The 19,639-nt window shown below is 46.2% G+C and carries 7 protein-coding genes; 2 read left to right on the forward strand and 5 right to left on the reverse strand.

Annotation, left to right across the window (positions count from 1 at the left end; genetic code table 11):
* Positions 1-129: 129 nt before the first annotated feature.
* The 5 genes from DXN05_RS17860 to DXN05_RS17880 all read right to left on the reverse strand — a co-directional run bounded on the left by DXN05_RS17860 (position 130) and on the right by DXN05_RS17880 (position 14,900).
* Positions 130-2,103, reverse strand: a complete 1,974-nt coding sequence (locus DXN05_RS17860) for an OmpA family protein (protein ID WP_116848640.1) — start codon at positions 2,101-2,103, stop codon at positions 130-132.
* A gap of 54 nt (positions 2,104-2,157) precedes the next feature.
* Complete coding sequence (locus DXN05_RS17865) at positions 2,158-3,120, reverse strand: PorP/SprF family type IX secretion system membrane protein (protein WP_116848641.1); 963 nt, start codon at positions 3,118-3,120, stop codon at positions 2,158-2,160.
* Positions 3,121-3,180: 60 nt separating this feature from the next.
* Positions 3,181-13,413 (reverse strand): DUF7507 domain-containing protein, encoded by a 10,233-nt coding sequence (locus tag DXN05_RS17870; protein WP_116848642.1) that lies wholly within the window; start codon positions 13,411-13,413, stop codon positions 3,181-3,183.
* A 51-nt stretch (positions 13,414-13,464) separates the two neighbouring features.
* A complete protein-coding gene (locus tag DXN05_RS17875; RefSeq protein WP_116848643.1) occupies positions 13,465-13,914 on the reverse strand; it encodes a hypothetical protein in 450 nt (149 codons plus the stop codon).
* A gap of 431 nt (positions 13,915-14,345) precedes the next feature.
* Positions 14,346-14,900 (reverse strand): RNA polymerase sigma factor, encoded by a 555-nt coding sequence (locus DXN05_RS17880; protein ID WP_116848644.1) that lies wholly within the window; start codon positions 14,898-14,900, stop codon positions 14,346-14,348.
* A gap of 114 nt (positions 14,901-15,014) precedes the next feature.
* Between DXN05_RS17880 and DXN05_RS17885 the strand changes: the two genes are divergently transcribed.
* On the forward strand, positions 15,015-15,998 hold the full coding sequence (locus DXN05_RS17885; RefSeq protein ID WP_116848645.1) for a FecR family protein: 984 nt from the start codon (positions 15,015-15,017) through the stop codon (positions 15,996-15,998).
* A 91-nt stretch (positions 15,999-16,089) separates the two neighbouring features.
* The gene (locus tag DXN05_RS17890) at positions 16,090-19,479 is read left to right on the forward strand and encodes a TonB-dependent receptor (RefSeq protein ID WP_116848646.1); all 3,390 of its coding nucleotides are present in this window, start codon (positions 16,090-16,092) and stop codon (positions 19,477-19,479) included.
* Positions 19,480-19,639: the final 160 nt, after the last annotated feature.

The following is a 19,639-nucleotide window of genomic DNA, read 5'->3' on the forward strand; positions in this document are numbered from 1 at the left end:
GCCTGAATTGACAGAGTTGCAAGCTGCCAGGAATGATACAACTATGGCAATTTTCACACAAATAAACTTCTACACCCGAAGAGATAAAAAGAGTGGGGCTTGGGAGATTATTAAATAAAATGCTGGCATTTATCGAAGTATGACTGTAAATTCCGTTCTCCGGTTTTGCTGGTGTTCTGCTTCTGAGCAAATAACACCATTGCTGCAACGGTTAACCAATTTTGTTTCTCCGTAGCCTTTAGCCGTTAGCCGCGCGCGTGCAATGCCATGCCTTACCAGGTATTGCATGGTAGCCTCGGCTCTTTTCTGCGAGAGGGTCATATTGTAGCTGTCGCTGGCACGGGAATCGGTGTGTGAACTCATTTCTACTATCCAGTCTGCATTGCGCTGCAATAATGTAACGAGGCTGTCCAGTTCCCGCGCGGCATCGGGGCGTATAGTCCATTTATCAAGGTCGAAATAGATATTGGCCAATTTTACCGGTTTTGAAGGCTCAGGCTCAGGCCGGGAAAGTACTATATCCTTTCGCAATGTTTGGGAACCTGTGAGCCCTTTTGTAGTAATGGCAATGCCCGTTGCAGCATTATAGGCGGTTTTGTTTGCGCCCAGTTCATAGTTTGCAGCACTATCCAGTTTGAATGAATAAAATCCCTGGTTATCGGTTTGAACTTTTGCAGGTAGGGTGTTTTGCTGGTTAAGCAATGTTACTTCGGCACCGGGGATGGGCAGTCCTGTTTTTTCGTCACGCACATTTCCTTCGAGATTAAAAACAGAAAGCATGTTGGGTTTTATGCTAAAAAGGTAGATGTCATCACTGCCTTTCCCGGTTATACGATTGCTGGAAAAATAAAAGGTTTGCGCATTTTCTGCATAGGGCGCAAAATCATCCTGCGGACTGTTTACCGGGGTTTTCATATTGGTTACCGTCCATCGCCCGGGGGAGAGTGCAACAGCTTTGTAAATATCCAGCCCGCCCATGCCGGCACGGCCATCACTGGCAAAATACAGCTGTCCTTCTTCGTCTATAAACGGTGTGCGTTCATTATACCTGGTGTTAATGTCAGCACCGAGATTAACCGGTGTTGACCATTTCCCTGCTTTATCTTTTTTGCTATAGTAAATATCTGCACCGCCCAGGTGCCCTTCTCCCGATGTTGCAGTAAAATAGATGGTTTGACCATCGGGGCTTATGCATGGATCGCCCAGGGAATAATGAAATACCTGGTTATAGGGAAAGGCGGTTTTTTTTGTCCATCGCTGCCGGGCTGTATCCCAGCTGCTGCTGAAAATTTCGATATGGAGTGTATAGGGCAGTTCTTTGCCGAGGAAACTGCTTTTCTTTTTTTCAAGATTGGTTACTGCATAATACATTTGCAGCCCGTTTGCTGTAAATGAAGCATTGGCACTGTGAAAGTCTCCGTTGATATCCCTGCCTAGAAGTCTTGTGTTATTGCTGTCTGTTCCGTTTCCCTGGTAAAGATGCAGGTAGCTGTTGCCTGTTAAGCTGTACGTTTTACGTTTAATGGTGCTGTTACTGAAAAAAGGCTGGCGCCGCAAAGAATCATAAGGCCGGTCAGACGCAAAAATCAACTGGCCTTTGTATAACATGGTGCCCCAATCTGAATAAGCCGTGTTTAAAGCCTGCATGTTTTCCAGGTTGCCTGCTATTGGCTGTTTCAGCCACAACACCGCAGAGTCGCATCCGGCCAGCAGGATAGTTGCCTGCTGGTCGCCATTGTTGTTTGTAAGGTATTGTTGCAGCAATTGCCGTGCTTCGGTATATTTGTTGTTATTGATCAGTGCTTCTGCATAATGCAATTCATCAGCAGGGGAGTGACCCGGGATAGACACCACCCTGGCATACCAGAATTCCGCATTTGGATAATCTTTCACCTCGCTGTAAATTTCTGCAAGACTTTTTGCTGCCTGGAGCGAGTGTTTTTTGTTGTAAGCTTTTGTATACAGCGTTTTGGCCGCAGGGTAATGATAAAGTGTGGCCTGCGTTTGTGCCTGCCGCAGCACATACTGCGCATGCAGTTGCGAAGCTGGCAGCAAAGCTGCAAAAGCAAGCAGCAAGTAAAGAAGGTATGGTTTTCTGTCCATTTTATCAGGTTTGAAAAGCCCCGGCTATTGTACAGCCGGCTTGCTTAGCTGTTCTTAAAAATACCTCGGTGATAACATTCTGGCTTTGGCGTTCACAAAGAAAAAACTCAATGACAGTTCGTGCGTGGTATAATTGTTAGCCGCTGTTCCATTGATGGTTTGATCATAGGCATAACCAAAGCGGAGTTTGTCATTGATAAACAATTCTACCATGCCAACTACTGCGGCAGACTTCTCCAGCGATTTATCAATATTGTCTTTGTTAAGGATGGCTGTACGGTAAGAAGCTCCTACCCATATAATGCGGTTGATTAATACAAAAGCATTGAGGTCGAGACTGGTGGGGCCTGCAAAGTCTTCTTTTACAAGCAATGAAGGCTTTAGCATCAACACTTCTGACATGGGTATTAAGCCGCCCACTGTAAAATACATATGCGGTTTAAGCGGAAGGTAGGTTTTATTGCCTTCTCCTTTTTGAAACAGGTTGGTAATTAAGTTATCTGCTGAAAGCCCTGTGTAAAAGCGCTCACTGTTATAAAAAATTCCGGCCCGCGCATCCGGCAGTATTTCATTGGTTTTGGCATTCATTAAAATCGGGTCATTGAGATCGTTGGGGTTTAGCGCACTTAAATCCAGCCGCCGTTGTAAAATGCCAAGGCTTAGGCCAAGCGCCAGTGTTTTATCATCATAATCATCAAGGGGTATGCGGTAGGCATAGGTTCCGTAAAAGGAGGTGTTATTTTGCGCACCCAGTTTGTCGTTCATCAATTGCAGGCCAATGCCCACCCTGTTGTTGTTGGCAGTACCATCGGCTGCGATGGAAAATGTTTTGGGCGCACCGGGATAGCCCACCCATTGGGTTCTGTAAAATGCATTTACATTCCATTGCTGCCGGTACCCTGCATATGCAGGATTAATGTACAGGCCATTAAACATATACTGGCTGAATTGTGCATCCTGCTGACTGTAAGCCGCAAGTGCCGGTACCAGCAACAGAAAGGCTATCAAGTGTTTCATATTGCTACCTTTTACCTTTTTGAGAAATCGGCGTTCAGGTTATCCTTTACTTTGCGATCATTACTTCTGCAAAGTGATATAACCTTTATAACTATGCCACTGGCCATTTTTATCTTTGAGTTTTAATTCATAGAAATAAGTACCTGCATTTAACTTGCTGCCTGTCCAGTCGTTTCCATAATTTCTTTGTTCATATACCTTGTTGTTCCAGCGATTGAAAATTACCAGGAGATTTTCCGCATACAGATCCAGCCCTTTAATCACAAACTTGTCGTTAAATCCGTCCCCGTTGGGGGTAATCACATTTGGTATATTCAGGGAAAGAATATCTGTTGTAACTGTAGCTGTATTGTCGGCCGGGTTAATGTCATCTTCATTGCTGGTGACTGCCGCGTTGTTTACAATGGTGCCGGCTTGCGGGGAGCTGACAGAAATGGTTAATCCGCCATGTTCTCCCGCCTGCAGCGAATCAATCACCCAGGTAATGATCCTGGAAGGTTGGTTGTAAGTGGCAGTGCCCTTGTCGGCAGAATTGTCTTTATAACTCAGCACAGGCGCCAATGTATCTGTTACAGTAAGCTGGTGTGCAGTAGTAGTGCCTTCGTTTGTTACCGTGATAAGATAATAGTAAAGCTCATTTACGCCTATGGCTGCGTTTCCTGCGCCAGGTGTGCTGCTGGATGATTGTTTGTTTATTTTTATTGCTACCAGCTCAGCAACAGGCAACAGGGTTGGCTGCGGTTCTGTACAGCCGGCCGGGGTATTGCAGGTTGGCTTGTCTCCGCCGCCGGAATCATCGTGCAGGTAGGCAATATTGCGTATATCAGCGGCACCGTTGAGTGTTGCAGCTGTTGTTACTTTAAATACAAGGGCTATGGAATCACCGGGCTGTACAGTCACATTGCTGAATTCAATACGCGGGCCATTGGCCGTACCACCGCTGCCGGCGATATAGGTAGTATAGGCAGGAATAGTATCGTATACCAATAAATGCCGGATGGCAGTACCGCCCTGGTTTTTAATGTGGATGGTATAGGTCAGTATTTCTCCGGGCTGTGCTTTTCCATCACCGCTTGCATCGCTTACCGTTTTCCAGGCAATATAACCTGCCGGTTTTACCGGTATTACCGTAGTATCGCCGTTTGTGCAGTTGGATGGTGTGCTGCAGGTTGGTTTGTCTGGGCCACCGGAAGCATTGTGCACCCAGGCAATGTTCCTGATTGTATGGGTGCTGTCTGTAACTGCAGCCACTGTTACGCTGAATGAAAGTGCTGCTGAATCTCCTGCCGGAATATCCAGGTTAGCGAATTCTACTCGTTCACCATTTAAAGTTCCCCCGCTGCCGGAAACATAAGTGGTGAGAGCAGGGATGGTATCGTATACCAGCAAACCGGTGATTGCGGCAGCATCCAGGTTGCGGATGTGGATGGTATAGGTGAGTATTTCACCGGGGTCTGCCACACCATTGCCACCTGCATCGCTTACCGTTTTCCAGGCAAGGTATCCATTAGGTTTCACTGGTATCAGCGTGGTATCCCCCTGCGGGCAGCCTGCCGGGCTTGTGCAGGTTGGCTTATCCGGGTCTTGCGGATTGTCTCTTACAAACGCCATATTACTGATGGCAACGGCATCACCGGTAACGGCAGCTACCCGTACACTGAAACTGAGCGCTACTGAATCATTTACCGGGACAGCAATATTGTTGAAAGCAATTCTGCCCGTATAAAATTGTCCGCCGCTTCCTGCAACGTACGTAGTGAACTGCGGAATGCTGTCGTATACAAGCAGCCTGCTCAATGGTATTGCGCCGGTGTTACGGATGTGTATGGTATATACCAGCAATTCACCGGGCTGTGCAAATCCGTCTCCACTGCTGTCACTGACTGTTTTCCATGCAATGTATTGTGCAGGCCCGATTGGAATAATGGTACTGTCGCCGCCATTGCAATTGGTGGGTGTAGTACAGGTGGGCGTGGTATTGCCGCTGTTATCTGTCAGGAATGCGATATTGGAGATAAAATCCGAGCTGTTTACATCGGCATTAACGGTTACCTTAAATTCAGCTGTTGCAGAATCGCCCGCAGCGATATTGATATTGGCGAAGGTTACCCTGCTGCCATTCAATACCCCGCCGCTTGCGGCAACATAAGTGGTGTGAACAGGAATTGTATCAAACACAAGCAGGTCACGGATTTGTACGGTGCCGGTATTGCGGATATGAATGGTATAGGTTAGCTGTTCTCCCGGTGACGCTTTTTTATCGCCATCTGCATCTGCCACTGTTTTCCACGCATAATAAACCGGTATGTTAACAGGGATAACCGTGGAATCGCCACCCCCGTCAGGGCAACCATCGGGCTTGTTGCAGGTAGGCACATCGGGGCCGTCACCGGTATGTACATAGGCAATGTTGGCGATAACACCGCCATTTGCTGCAGCGGTTGTAACAAGTACCCGGAAGCTTACTTGTGCCGAACTGTCTACCGGAATAGTGATGCCGGTAAAATCAACCCTTGCTCCATTCAGTACACCACCGCTGCCGGCAATATAACTTGTGCCTGCCGGTATAGTATCGTACAGGAGCAGGTTGGTAAGTGCTACATTGCCGGTATTTCTCACATGAAGGGTATAGGTTAATATTTCACCCGGCTGGGCTATATAATCGCCGTCGGCATCTGCTACTGTTTTCCATGCTTCGGATGCCTTGATGCCATTGGTAGGAATGATGGTTTCACAATCACTGTTGGCAGTTGATTCACTGCAGCCTGTCGGGTGCGTGGTGCTGTCACCGGTAACCCATGCATGATTGCGGATTGTATCAGCATTGGTAATATCATGGTTCACCTGCACCTGGAAGCGCAGTACCGTATCCTTTTTCACCTGCAGGTTACTGAAGCTGAATGTAACCGAGTTATCTGCCGGGTTGTATAGTCCGCCGCTGCCTGGCGCATAGGTAGTGTGCGCAGGGATGGTGTCTTTTACCAGGATATTGTTAATGGTTACGTTGCCGGTATTTTTTACATGGATGGCGTAGGTAATCAATTCATCTGCCCCCGGCTTGCCATCACCATTGCTGTCAGTTACCAGTTTCCAGGTTTTGAACTTTTTAACTGCATCTGTGGGTATATCGGTAGTGCAGGCCCCGTTTGCCTTTGCTTCACTGCAGCCTGAAGTATTGTTAAGCGTATCACCTGCAGCAAATGCCGTGTTCACTATTGCAGCAATGCCCGTGAGGTCTTCTGTTACTCTTACCCGAAGCGTGAAGGAGGCTACTGCGCCAACCGCCAGGTTGCTGGCGCTGAATGTTACGCTGTTGTAAACAGTATCATAGCTGCCGTTACTGCCCAGGTAACTGGTATGCGCAGGTACAGTATCGTATACGTCGATATCGTTAATGGTTACATTGCCTGTATTTTTCACATAAATGGTGTATGTCAGCAATTCGCCGCTTTGTGCCTTGCCGTCACCGCTGGAATCTGCTACCAGTTTCCAGGTCTTGAAGGCCTTAATTTTATTCACTGGTATATCCGTAGAGCAGGCGCCGTTCGGCGTGCTTTCAGAACAACCTGTTTCATGTGTAGTAGTGTCTCCTGTAACAAAGGCCTTGTTGCGGATAGTATCTGCAGCAGTAACGTCTGCATTTACCTGTACGGAAAATGCCACGCTTGTATCCTGGCCAACCCGCAAATTCGTCCAGCTGAAAGAAACCGTGCAGTCAGTTGCATTGAATATGCCGCCGCTTCCGGGTAAGTAGCCGGTGTGCATAGGAACGGTATCTGTAATAATAACATTGCTGATGGCCGCATTGCCGGTATTTTTTACATGGATGGTGTAAGTGACTATTTCTCCCGGCATTGCTGTGTCGCTGCTGTTCTGTTTGGTTGCCAGTTTCCAGGTATCAAATGTTTTGATTACCTGCACGGGTATTTTAACTGTGCAGCTGTCACCCGCCGTTGCTTCGCTGCAGCCGGTAGTATGCGTAATGGTATCGGTGCTAACCACGGCGTGATTAAACAGGCTGTCTGCGCCCGTAACATCATTGTTTACACGTGCCTGTATAACCAGGCCTGAATCTTTTCCTACTGCAAGTTCGCCAATGCTAAAGCTGATAAGTCTGCTGACAGGGTTATAAGATCCGCTGCCGGCATTAACCAGGGTGGTATATTGTGGCAATGTATCATTTACGAGCACATTGTTCAGCCTTACGCTTCCCGTATTCTTTACATGTATGGTATAGGTAAGCAGTTCATTGGCTTCGGCCAGGCCATTGCCATTGGCATCGGCTACTGTTTTCCAGGCAGTAAAGGAGGCAACTTTAATTACCGGTATGTTGGTGCCACAACTGTCATTGGCTGCTGCTTCACTGCAGCCTGTATAATGAATGAGGGTATCTGCATTGGCCAGCGCACGGTTGCGGATGGTGTCTGCCCCTGTAATATCTGCCAGTACTTTCACCTTAAACTGTACGCTGGTATCTTGTCCAACCTTCAGGTTATTCCAGCTGAAAGTGATGGTGGAATCGGCACTGTTAAACAATCCTCCTCCGGAAGATACATAATCGGTGTAGGAAGGAATGGTATCGGTAATAATTACCTGTTCAACCACAACAGTGCCGGTATTCTTTACGTGAATGGTGTAAGTGAGTGTATCTCCGGCTGCAGCCTTTCCGCCGGACTGTGCACCGGCTACCAGCTTCCAGGTGGCGATCTGTTTAATTTTATCCGTAGGTATATCTGTATTGCAGCTGTCTTTTGCTGTTGCTTCACTGCAACCCGTTGGGCGCTGCAATGTATCGCCCTGCACATGCGCATGGTTACGCACGGTGTCAATATTGGTAATGTCACTGTCAAGCCGTACGCTGAAGCTTACGCTGGTATCTTTACCTACAGCCAAGCCCGCGATAATGTAATTGATGCTGCTGTCTGCGGCATTATAGGTTCCATTTCCCGCGCTGCCTGCAATAAGGGTGGTGTGGGATGGAATGGTATCTTTAATAATCGTGCTGGCGATGGTTACATTGCCTGTATTTTTTACGTGAATGGTATACGTAATGCGCTCTCCGCCTTCTGCCAGGCCATTGCCGCTGCTGTCACTGACTGTTTTCCATGCTTCAAAGTCTTTAACAACCTGCACAACGATCGGTGTATGGCAACTGTCAGCAGCAGTTGTTTCGCTGCAGCCGGTTGTATGTGTAGTGGTATCACCACGAACAGTGGCATGGTTGAATATACTGTCTGCACCCGAAATATCGTCATAAACCATTGCTGCAAAACTCAGGCTGGTATCCTGGCCCACTTTGAGATTTTGCCAGGTATAAGTTATAGAACTGTCAGTGCTGTTGTAAATACCGCCGCCACTGCTACCGGCTACAAAACTGGTAAATGCGGGAACCTTGTCTGTAACAGTAATATTCTCGATGCTTACGCTGCCGGTGTTTTTAACATGGATTGTATAAACCAGTCTTTCGCCAGACTGGGCCTTTCCGTCTCCATTATCATCAGCCACGGTTTTCCAGGTATCAAAATGCTTGGTACCCTGTACGGGTATATCGGTAGTGCAGCTTCCATTTACATCTTTTTCACCGCAACCGGAAGTATGCGTAATGGTGTCGCCTGTAACAGTGGCCTGGTTGCTGATTACAGTAACGCCGGTAATATCATTGTTTACAAGTACGGAAAAGCTTACGGTTGTGTCCTGTTCTACTTTCAGGTTACTCCAGCTATAACTAACAGTATTCGTGGTGCTGTTATACACGCCTCCGCCGGCACTTCCGGTTACAAAACTGGTATGTGCAGGAATAGGATCTGTTATGGAAATACTGCCAATGGTAACGCTGCCGGTATTTTTTACGTGAATAGTGTAGGTAAGTGTTTCGCCGGCATGTGCCTGGTCATTGCCGTCCTGGTCTGCTACTACCTTCCATGTATCGAATGCTTTGATTTGGTTGGTTGGCAATGGCGTGTAACATTCCCCGTTGGGTTGATCTTCAGAACAGCCTGTATTGTGCGTTATGGTGTCTCCCTGCACCACAGCGTGGTTGTAAACACTGTCAACACCTGTTAAATCGGCATCCAGTTTTGCAGTGAAAACAACGGATTGTGTTTGCCCGGCGGCAAGATTGCTTAGGGTGAAATTAACAGTATTGTCTGATGCCTGGTAGGTGCCGCCGGACTGGTAAGATGTATGCGGGGGAATAGTATCTTTTATGTTGATGCCGGCAATTGGTATTGTGCCAGTATTTTTTACATAAATGGTATAAGTAAGGATTTCGCCTGCTTCGGGCAAATTGTTGCCGCTGGCATCGGCCACCAGTTTCCAGGTATCGAATTTTTGCACATCTGGCAATGCAAGGGCGCCTGGTGTGTTGCTTCGGCATCCTTCACTGCTGATTGCTTCTACTGTGTACGTACCGGCATCGTCATGCATATAACCGTTGATGGTATATACGGCAGCAATTGCTCCATTTAAGGCTGTTCCGTTTTTATACCATTGATAAGATGCTGCACCGGATGCAGTGGCAGTAAGTGATACGACCTTGTTGTAACTTAAATCTGCAAGGTTTGGCGTAACTGAAACAGTTGTATTGGACGGCAGGGGATTGACTGTTATTGAAAACAGCTGGCTGTTCCCGGCGCAGCCATTGGCTGCGGCAGTGACATTGATATTGGCAATTACCGGAGCAGTACCTGCATTAACGGCGGTAAATGAAGGTATGGAAGTGCCGCTGCCATCCTGCAAACCAATGGCGCTGCCACCCGTCCAGCTGTAGATTTGACCCGGAACACTGCTGCCGGTTAATGTTATGGGCGCTACCAGGGTATTTGCACAGGCAACCAGGTTTACAGGCTGGTTAACGGTTACAGCAGGATTTACTGTGACTGTAAATGTTTGCTTTACACCGGTGCATCCATTTGCTGAAGGTACTACGGTAATTGCGCTGGTAACAGGCGTGCTGGTATTGTTTACTGCGGTAAAAGCAGAAATCGCGGTTCCGCTGCCATCTGGCAAACCAACAGCTGCCCCCCCCGTCCAGCTATACACTGCGCCTGCAACATTGCCGCTTAATGAAATGGCGGTTACTTGCTGACCTGTGCAACTAACAATGTTTGCCGGTTTGTTTACGGTAGCTGTTGGATTTACGGTGATGGTAAAACTCTGTGCCACGCCTGAACAATTATTGGCAACAGGTACAACACTAAGCGTTGCAGTTACCGGTGCATTGCTGTTGTTTATTGCCGGGAAGGCCGGTATTGTGGTGCCGTTCCCGTCGGGCAGGCCAATGGATGAGCCGCCAGTCCAGTTATACAGCGTGCCGGTTACCGTACTTCCGCTAAGGGGAATAGCGGCTACCTGCTGCCCGTTACACACCACCGCATTTGCCGGTTGGTTTACCTGGGGTATAGGATTTACGGTAACAGTAAACGTTTGAGCAGTACCGGAACAGCCATCCGCAGTTGCATAAACAGTTATTGTTCTGGTAAGCGGGGCTGAGCCGGTGTTTACCGCTATAAAAGCAGGTATGCCGGTTGTGCTGCTTCCATCGGTTATACCTATGGCGGCGCCGCCGGTCCAGGTGTAGATTGTATTGGGCAATACACTGCCGCTTAAGGGAATGGCTGCGACGGTTTGTCCATTGCAGGTTGTGACAGCAGAAGGTTTAAACACAGCCGGCAAAGGTTTTACCGGTACAATAACCGGCTTAACCGCTGCGCAATAATCAGCAGAAAGTGCCTGGATATAATAAGTAGTTGTAGCCGGCGGTGTAACCGTTGAACCGGGCAATGGACTGGTAGCTGTGGTATCTGAATAATAAGCATAGATAGACACGCTGCTGCTGCCTGCAGTAATAGCCGGCGCAGCAAGATTAACAGCTGTACCAGCACAAACCGGCGCAGGATTGTTGACTACCAGTGTTGGCTGTGTTGCCGTGCCGATAGTAACGCTGGATGAAACCGAACAACCCGCCGTTGAAACAACCTGAACCCGGTATACCCCGGCATTAGCTGGTGCAAAAGAGGGTACTGATATACTTAGCACGCCTGAAACGGTACTGTTATCGGGAAGTGTCCATTGCACGCTCGATACAGTTCCGATAGGTGTTACATTAACACCAAAAGAGCTTCCCGGGCATACCGTATTGGCAGCAGTAGCGCCGGTTACCTGCAGCAGGGATGCGGTTGCCGCATTTGATAACGTGATATCTTCTGCAATACGGCCGCCGCATCCATCTTCTACAAGCACTGTATACACACCGGGGGTTAAATTGTTGAAATTGGAATCGAGCTGGTAAGCACTGTAGCTTGCATCCGGCGTGCCCTGTGGCTTCACGCGAAACCGGATTGGCGCAAGACCGGAAGCTGAAACATGCAGCTGCCCTGTAGTTTGTCCCACACACACTAATCCGCCCGATAGCTGTTTGTTTACAAGCGGCAGGTTATAATCAGGCAGTACAATATTTTGTTGATCAAACGGCGCACTGCATATCGATGGGCTGCCGGATATATTAATATAAGAATAGATTTTTACGGTATAGGTGCCTGCCGGCTGATTGGAAAATGTAAAAGTGCCGTTGCTTGAATAAAAGCTTGTAACAAGCGTAGTGCCCCGGTATAAATATGCATAAAAGGTAGTAGTTGAGAATCCACTTACAGTAGTATACCTGGCAGATCCGGTGATGTCGTAATATCCGCAACCGTAATTGCCCTGTACATAGTTCAATGTTTGCAGTTTTAAATCCTTATAGGTCTGCGTATTACTCCGGGTAATGGTATCAGTTCTGCAAACAGGGTTCCCGAAACTTATTTTGAAAATATAATTTCCCCAGGGCATATTGGTAAAAGGATACGTGTATAGACTGCTTCCCTGGCTGTTCAGGTCAGTGCTGTTGTTTACAGTAACGGCTGTACCAACGGTGCCAGCCGGGCCATTTAAAATAGTATATGTTATAGGAAACGGGCCTTTGGAAAGTGAGTTGCTGGTGAAATAAAACCGTATTGAGTTAAAATCACAGGGTTCTACGTAGGTAGACAAAGAAATGGCATCGCGGATTGCAGCAGGATAGAGGTAGGTATACGACCTGGTAACTCCTTTTGCATCTTTGATAGTAACGTTATAGGTAGTACCAGGTATGGCATCTGTAATATAGTAGGGGTAACTGCTTGTCCATGTGTAGTTTTTTACATTGGATGGATTGCCTTGTTCTGTCAGCGTAACGCTTATCGGATAACAAACCTTGGTGCTCCAGTTGTATACATTGCCCGAAAAAGTGATGCTGAGCTGCTTCCCGGGATCGCACATGGTACTTGTAGTGCTGTTATTTGTCTGACCCAGTGTATACTCCAGCCTCGGGTAGGTGTACGAAGCATTTAATGTTTGATTGGTACAAGGGTTGTTTACCTGGTAGTTCACCGTAAATGATTCGCCCGTAATTGCATAAGGAAGTGTGAGCGTTTGATCAAGCGGCCCCCAGGCACTCCAGTTGCCAGAACCCGCAGGTATTTCCATTCTGCCCTGCAGGTACCTGTAACTCATACTCACAGTGGTACCATTGGTATACGTAAACGTCATAGGCAGCAGATTGGGAAATGACTGGGCAATTACACCATCGCAGGTTGTGTTAATCTTTAATTGTTCTGCCCAGGTACTGCTAACTGACAGGTTCGACAAGGTTACCTTACTGATATCATTATCCTGTGTAACTGTTTGCTGCCCGGTTATAAACGAAGTGCCGCAGGCATCGGTAATCCTGACGGTATAGGTACCAATGGCTATTCTGGTTAGCGTACCTGAAGTGCCCGTAACTGCCAGCGGGCTGCCTATGGGCGTAGTGCCCGTAGCATCCATCAACTGGTAAGTATAGGGGGCACGACCGTTTTTTACCGTTACTGCTATTGTTCCCTGTGGGCCGCAATAACCATATGCCTCGGTAGCGGCAACACCGGGAGATACTGATGAAACCGATGGGTCGGTGTAGTTATTGGTGAGCGAGACTGTTTTTGTAACCGGTGTTGCGCCGGTAGTGTTATCGTAAACAGCTATGGTATACGAACCGGAAGGCAGACCTGAAAATACATTATTTGTTTGCTGCGGAAAGGGTAGCTGGGAGGGGGCAATCAATGCGTACAAAACAGTGCCGGTAGTATTGGCAGCTGTTACTGTAATGATACCATTGTTTTTGCAATTGCCCGCGGTTACATTTACAGAAATGGTAGGTATGGCATAGGCTGCAGCAATAAACAAAACAGCAACAGCGCTGAGGCAGACCTTCTTTAGTGTATTTGTTGCTACCTGCATATTTTTTAAATTCAGTGAATGACTTATACAATACCGTTAGCTCTTACCAGGTTAACGGTTTTTGATATACACTGCCACGCATTCGCCGCTTCCCGCAGCATCGAATTGGCCGTCTTTATATCCTTGAAAAAAGGCCAGGTATACATCGCTCTTCACCATTAAAAAAGCAAACGGCCGCACATTGCCCAGTGGTGTTTGTAGTATGCCCACACCGTCAGGTTGATAAGTCATGAATAGCGTATATTCTTTTCCATCAGCGGCTGTTGCAATGCCTTTGTTGCTGTAGTCAAAATGCAGCGAAGTAAAAGCATAAGGTGAGCCTGGCGGTGTAGTGCCATCATTCAATTGAAGGCCTCCTACATTTACTACCTGCACAATTTTATTAGTAGCCAAATGCCAGTCCCCTGCCAGCTGCACGCTGTCAATTTTAAGTAATTGCGCATAGGATGCCAGGGATGATGCAGCTGCAAGCATCACCAGGCATAAATATTTCATGTTCATACCAGAATGAATTAAAAATGAATTGGGTTATATGCTGCTATTGTCCTTACATAAATTTCAGGGCGCAGTAATAACTTGCTAACACAAACGTGTACGGATTAAGTGAGTAAGTACGGATTGAACAAAAAAGAAGTCGGTGTAATTTACCTAAGGAAGTCCTGTTAAATGGCGTGCGCTGGCGGATAAACAGTTTGCTTTGTAGTAAGAGAGAATGGTCTGTAGTAAATTTCCATGCAATGGTAAATATTACAATACCGCGAAACTATACGAATAAAACAGGAGAAAAAAATTGTAACCGTGACATGATTTAGCATCAGTTATCTCGGTTATATAATACCGGTTCGGGTATCTGCAATGATAATAAATTTGTAACATAAAGACCAGCTGGGCAAGTATGGCGGGGAAGCAACCATTGCCCTGCAACACATTTTTTAATTTACAGACATGCTTATTGCGATTGCAAGCACCAGCGCGTAGTCTTTTAGCAGGTCGGCTTTCAGCAGTTTGATAGATTTACTCATGTGCTTTTCTATCATGCTCACAGACACCGATAGTTGCGCTGCAATTTCGCGGTAAGAGAGCCCTTCTTCTCTATGCATCAGGTAGACTTTCCTGCAATTTTCAGGCAGCCGGTCAATAGCTTTGTCAAGCGCCTGCAAAAAAACAAAGGATGTGTCTGCAGGTGCTTCCATTAAATTTTCTATTTCACCTTCCAGCGTTTCAAGCCAAACGGTATCCTCTTTCATGCGCTTGCGTACCACATCGATCAACAGATGATGTGCTATGGTTTTTACAAGAGGCAAGGCTTTGTTGTAATCTTGCAACTGATCAAATCTTTCCCAAATTTTAAGATAACATTGCTGCATTAGATCCTCTACTAAATGCACATCTTTTGTATATGTGCAAAGGTAATGATACAGACTGTTTTTAGTGGCATTGTATAGCGCTGCGAAGAGCTCATTCCCGGCTGACTGATTTGCTGGCATTGGTTCACAAATATAATTGTGCTGTTATGGAATTGTGGTATTAACAAATTGTTATCTCGCTGTCTTTATAAAAAAAATTATTGAGGTGAATGGGCTTTTCCACGTGTATAATGTATGATGGAAAAAGAAAAATGGCAACGGTTTGTTGATAAGCAACAAACAGGCAAAGAGCGTAAAGCATTTTTGCAATGGCTGCAGTCTCAATCTGATGATGAAATACAAAAATCACTGAAAGAAGGTTGGGACGAAAAAGCACCGGCCATGCCTGTTGCGACAGACGCCCGTCTTCGTAAAGCACTCAGTATACAACCGGCGCTGCGCCGGCCTGTGTACCGCATTGGCCGCAAAGCAGCATTGGCTGCAGCTTGTGTGTTGCTGCTTGTAATGGCAACGTTTATGTATCGTTTAATGGCCCCTGCGACGCATGAGGTAATGCAATATACAATGGCTAAGCGGCATTTGTATAACGAATCCGCCAACGTACGCTTGCTAACGCTGCCGGATAACAGTAAAATCTGGTTGACACCGGCATCTTCTATTGACCTTCCGGATGACTACAACCAGTTTCACCGAACGGTAACACTTTCCGGTGAAGCTTATTTTGAAGTAAACTCCAACGCAAAATTTCCCTTTATTGTAAACACGGAGCAGCTGCAAACCACTGTATTGGGAACACATTTCAATATGTCAGCTTACCGCAGTGATGATTTTGTAAGCGTCACTTTAACACAAGGCAAGATAGCTGTGCAAATGCATGCGTCAACGCGTGACAGTGTTGTTATACTTGCCCCGGAACACAAACTTGTATATAACAAAAATGCGCGCCGGGTTGCTGTTTCAGGCTTCTCTGCAGCAGCTGAAAATGATTGGAAAACAGGAGCGCTGGTATTTGATGATGTGCCGCTGGAATCAGTTTTTGAAAGATTATCCGGCCGTTTTCACAAGAAAATATTTTACGCAAAAGGAGGTTATGCTGCAGCAAGATTTACCGGCACTTATCACCACGAATCATTCCCGCTGATAATGGATAACATAGCCTACATCCACAATTTTTCTTATCGCAGCAAAGGCGACAGTGTTTGGATAAGACGAAAATAAGCTGCTACCCAACTTTCCAACTATTAACTATAAAAAGGACGTGTTGCAAGATGATGGCACGTTCAAAATAACTCTTAATTAAAGAACCAGTATGGATCAATTTATGCGAAAAAGCGGTAAAAAAAAGGCAGGAAGCTATTGCATGCTATTGCTGCTGTTATCATTCATCTCTATGCGGCAAATGTTTGCGCAAACCTCATCGCTGGATCAGCCTGTTACTTTATCGTTATCCAATGTCTCATTGTCGGCTGTTATAGCAGCACTGGATGAGCAAAGCGATTTTATTTTCAGTTACGATAAAGCGGTAATGGATAGCGTACATATTTCAAAAGTCAATTGGAAGGCGGTGCCGCTTAAAAAAGTATTGAGTGAATTGACACAAACCACCGGTCTCACTTACCAGGCAAATGCCAATACCATTGCACTGAAACTTGGGAAGCGGCCGCAGCCGGGATCTATACGTGGGCGCATAGTGGACTTTGAAACAGCAGAACCGCTGCCCGGTGCATCGGTAATGCTGTCGGGCACCAGGGTAGGCGCCATTACAGACAACCGCGGATTTTACGAAATAAAAAATGTGCCTGTTGGTTCATATACGCTCGTAGCCGGCTTTACAGGCTACCAGGAAGGCATCTTGTGGAACGTTACTGTTGAACCTAACGTACAGGCCGTATATGATGTAAAAATGCAAACAGGCGGCTCATTAAAAGAAGTAATTGTAGAATCTGGGCACCACAAATTAAAAGCGGTAACGCATAATACGGAAAAACAGCTGCTCGGGGAAATCAAAGATGCGAATGGCGTGGTATCTGGCATTTCCAATGAGTTGATCAATCGCACCGGCGACCGCAATGCGGCTGAAGTAGCAAAGCGCATACCCGGCGTAACAGTGGTGGATGATCGTTTTATTGTAGTGCGCGGAATGAATGAAAGATACACGCTTACCTACCTGAACAACAATATTGCGCCTTCTACTGAATTATACAATAAGTCGTTTGCGTATGATTTATTGCCCAGCAGTGTGATTGATAAAATATTGGTGTATAAATCACCTGTGGCCAATCTTGTTGCTGATTATGGTGGTGCGGCAATCAAAGTGTTTACAAAGAAACCTGCTGCTGTAAGGCATTTTGACATTGGCCTGCAACTGGCACATCGTCCCAATTCTACATTGACAACAGTAAACAGTTACAACGGTGGAAAATATGATGTGCTTGGTTTCGATGATGGCACAAGAAAGCTGCCGTCCTTTTCACCAGGCATATTACAAAGTAACAAGCAGGTAAGCAATACTGTAGCACCTGCTCAGTTTATCAAAGGATTTTCTCCAACACTTGATTACAGTACACGTCATAGTTCGCCAGACCTGCAGGGTTTCTTCAATTTTTATTATACGTGGAAGTTTGGTCACAAGCGCCTTTACAACCTCACTTCAATGACTTACACGAAGGAGACGATTTGCCGGGATGTGCGCAAGCAATTGGGCAATACATATGCACAGAACGCGCAGGATGACGACACCACAGCCTATACGCAGGCCGATGCAGATTACAACCGGTTTATCCGTTCGCAACAAACGTTTGAAAACGCCAAAGTAAACGTGCTAGAAAATATTACACTCAAACTCAATGAGCGCAATACCATAAACTTTAATAACTTTTTTGTAAATGATGGCCGCCGGTTTACAAGCATTACCACTACAACAGCCAATGTATCGCCGGGCACTGATTCCAACCTGTTGCGCAAAAAAGACATTGTATTGTCATTCGAGCAGCGTTTGTTGTACTCGGGTAATCTTGGTGGCGAACACATGCTGGACGCTTTAAAAAAACACCAGCTAACATGGAACCTCGGTTATACATACGATTTGCAAAAAGTGCCGGATCAACGCATTAGCCATTTCATCAGCAACCAGAATTATGCCGATGATTCCTGGATTGCTGCCGGTTCCAATGCAAGCGGGTTTGATACAAGGCACTACGGATTTCAAGGCATGATCACCCGTATGTTTATAAAGAACGAAGAACAATTATTTAACGGGGCAGTCGATTATACTTTTCATGTGCAACCGGCTTTCGATTTAAAGATCGGATCCTGTAATTTTTACAAAACCCGGTCGTTGGGAAGGCGCTTGTTTCGTGTGAATCGTGCCGGGCTTGATAACGGGCTTTGGCCGCATGCGCCAAACGATGACCTGGGTTGGTACAATGGTTATGGTTATAATGACCCTTCTTTGCTGCGGTTTCGTGCGCAGGATCTTTCTTCTGTCTGGAGCAATAAATATTTTCCTGATGATCAATCCGGGCTGGCAGTGTATGATGTTACAAGTCCTGTAGATGCGTATGTTGCAAGTGAACGGTACAATGCATTTTATGCTATGGGAGATTGGAAACTGGCGCATCAGAAAATAGTGGTGAATGCCGGTCTCCGTGCAGAAATTGACAGGCAGCGTTTATCAGGAGCGCAGGATGACGGGGCACATAATCTTGTGCCGGTCGTGCTGGATCATCTCAAAGTGTCGTGGCTTCCTTCCATAAATATTGCTTATCATCCGGATTCAGCCTATGTAATCAGGGCAGGTTATGGCCGTACGGTAAACAGGCCTGACTTTCGTGAACTCACACCCTACAACGATTTCGATTATCAAAACAACCAGTTAATAATTGGCAACCCGTCGGTACAAACTGCAACCATAGACAATCTTGACCTGCGATTGGAATTGTATCCGCAACATGGCAACTTAAATGAAGTATTGAATCTCGGTGTGTTTTACAAGTATCTTGACAAGCCTATTGAACGCGTTTTCTACGATGTAAAAGGGGCTGCTTATTCCGATGGCTTTCCGTTTCCCATCATCAGTTATTCCAACTCGGTTAGTGCACGATTATATGGAATAGAAGCAGAGATTAAAAAAAGTCTGTCCTTTGTTCCCGGAAAATTATTCAGGAATTTGTCGGTCGTAATCAATGGCGCATGGATCAAAAGCAGCACCATTACGCATAAGTTCAATCAATTTTATGCAGTTGATTCAACACAGCAAAAAGGCGAAGGTTTACAGGGACAGTCGCCCTATACGCTCAACGGCGGGTTGTTTTACGAAAATACCTCATGGGGCACAAAATTGGGTCTCGTATACAACGTAAGCGGTCCGCGCATTTATGCCAAAAGTGTGCGCACCAGGGAAGACCATGGTGCTGCTTCTACCTTCACACGTCCAAACCTGTTGCAATTGCCTATGCACCTCTTGGACTTTTCTATTACCCAGCACATTGCAAAAACATTGCAAATGAAATTCAGCATTCAAAACCTGTTAGATCAGTCTTACAGGATTGCAGAAGACCAGAATTTCAATTCGCGGTATGACAAGGAAGTGCCTATGCACAATGCGGGATCAGGCGTTACATATTATAAGGGCGATGATATTTATACCTCGTACAAGCCGGGCCGTTACTTCCTTTTGCAGTTCACTTACGCTTTTTAACTTACAAATAATCTATCATGAAATCATTGGAAAAGAATATTTGCAAACATTTTTTTCTTTACGCTACGTTGTTGTTTGTTTGCGCCTGTGGCAAAAAAATTGAACCGTTGCCCGTGACGAACGATGCCCAAATCAGTTTTTATAATGCATCAGATGCCTT

The sequence above is a fragment of the Deminuibacter soli genome, assembly GCF_003412455.1.
GTDB lineage: Bacteria > Bacteroidota > Bacteroidia > Chitinophagales > Chitinophagaceae > Deminuibacter > Deminuibacter soli.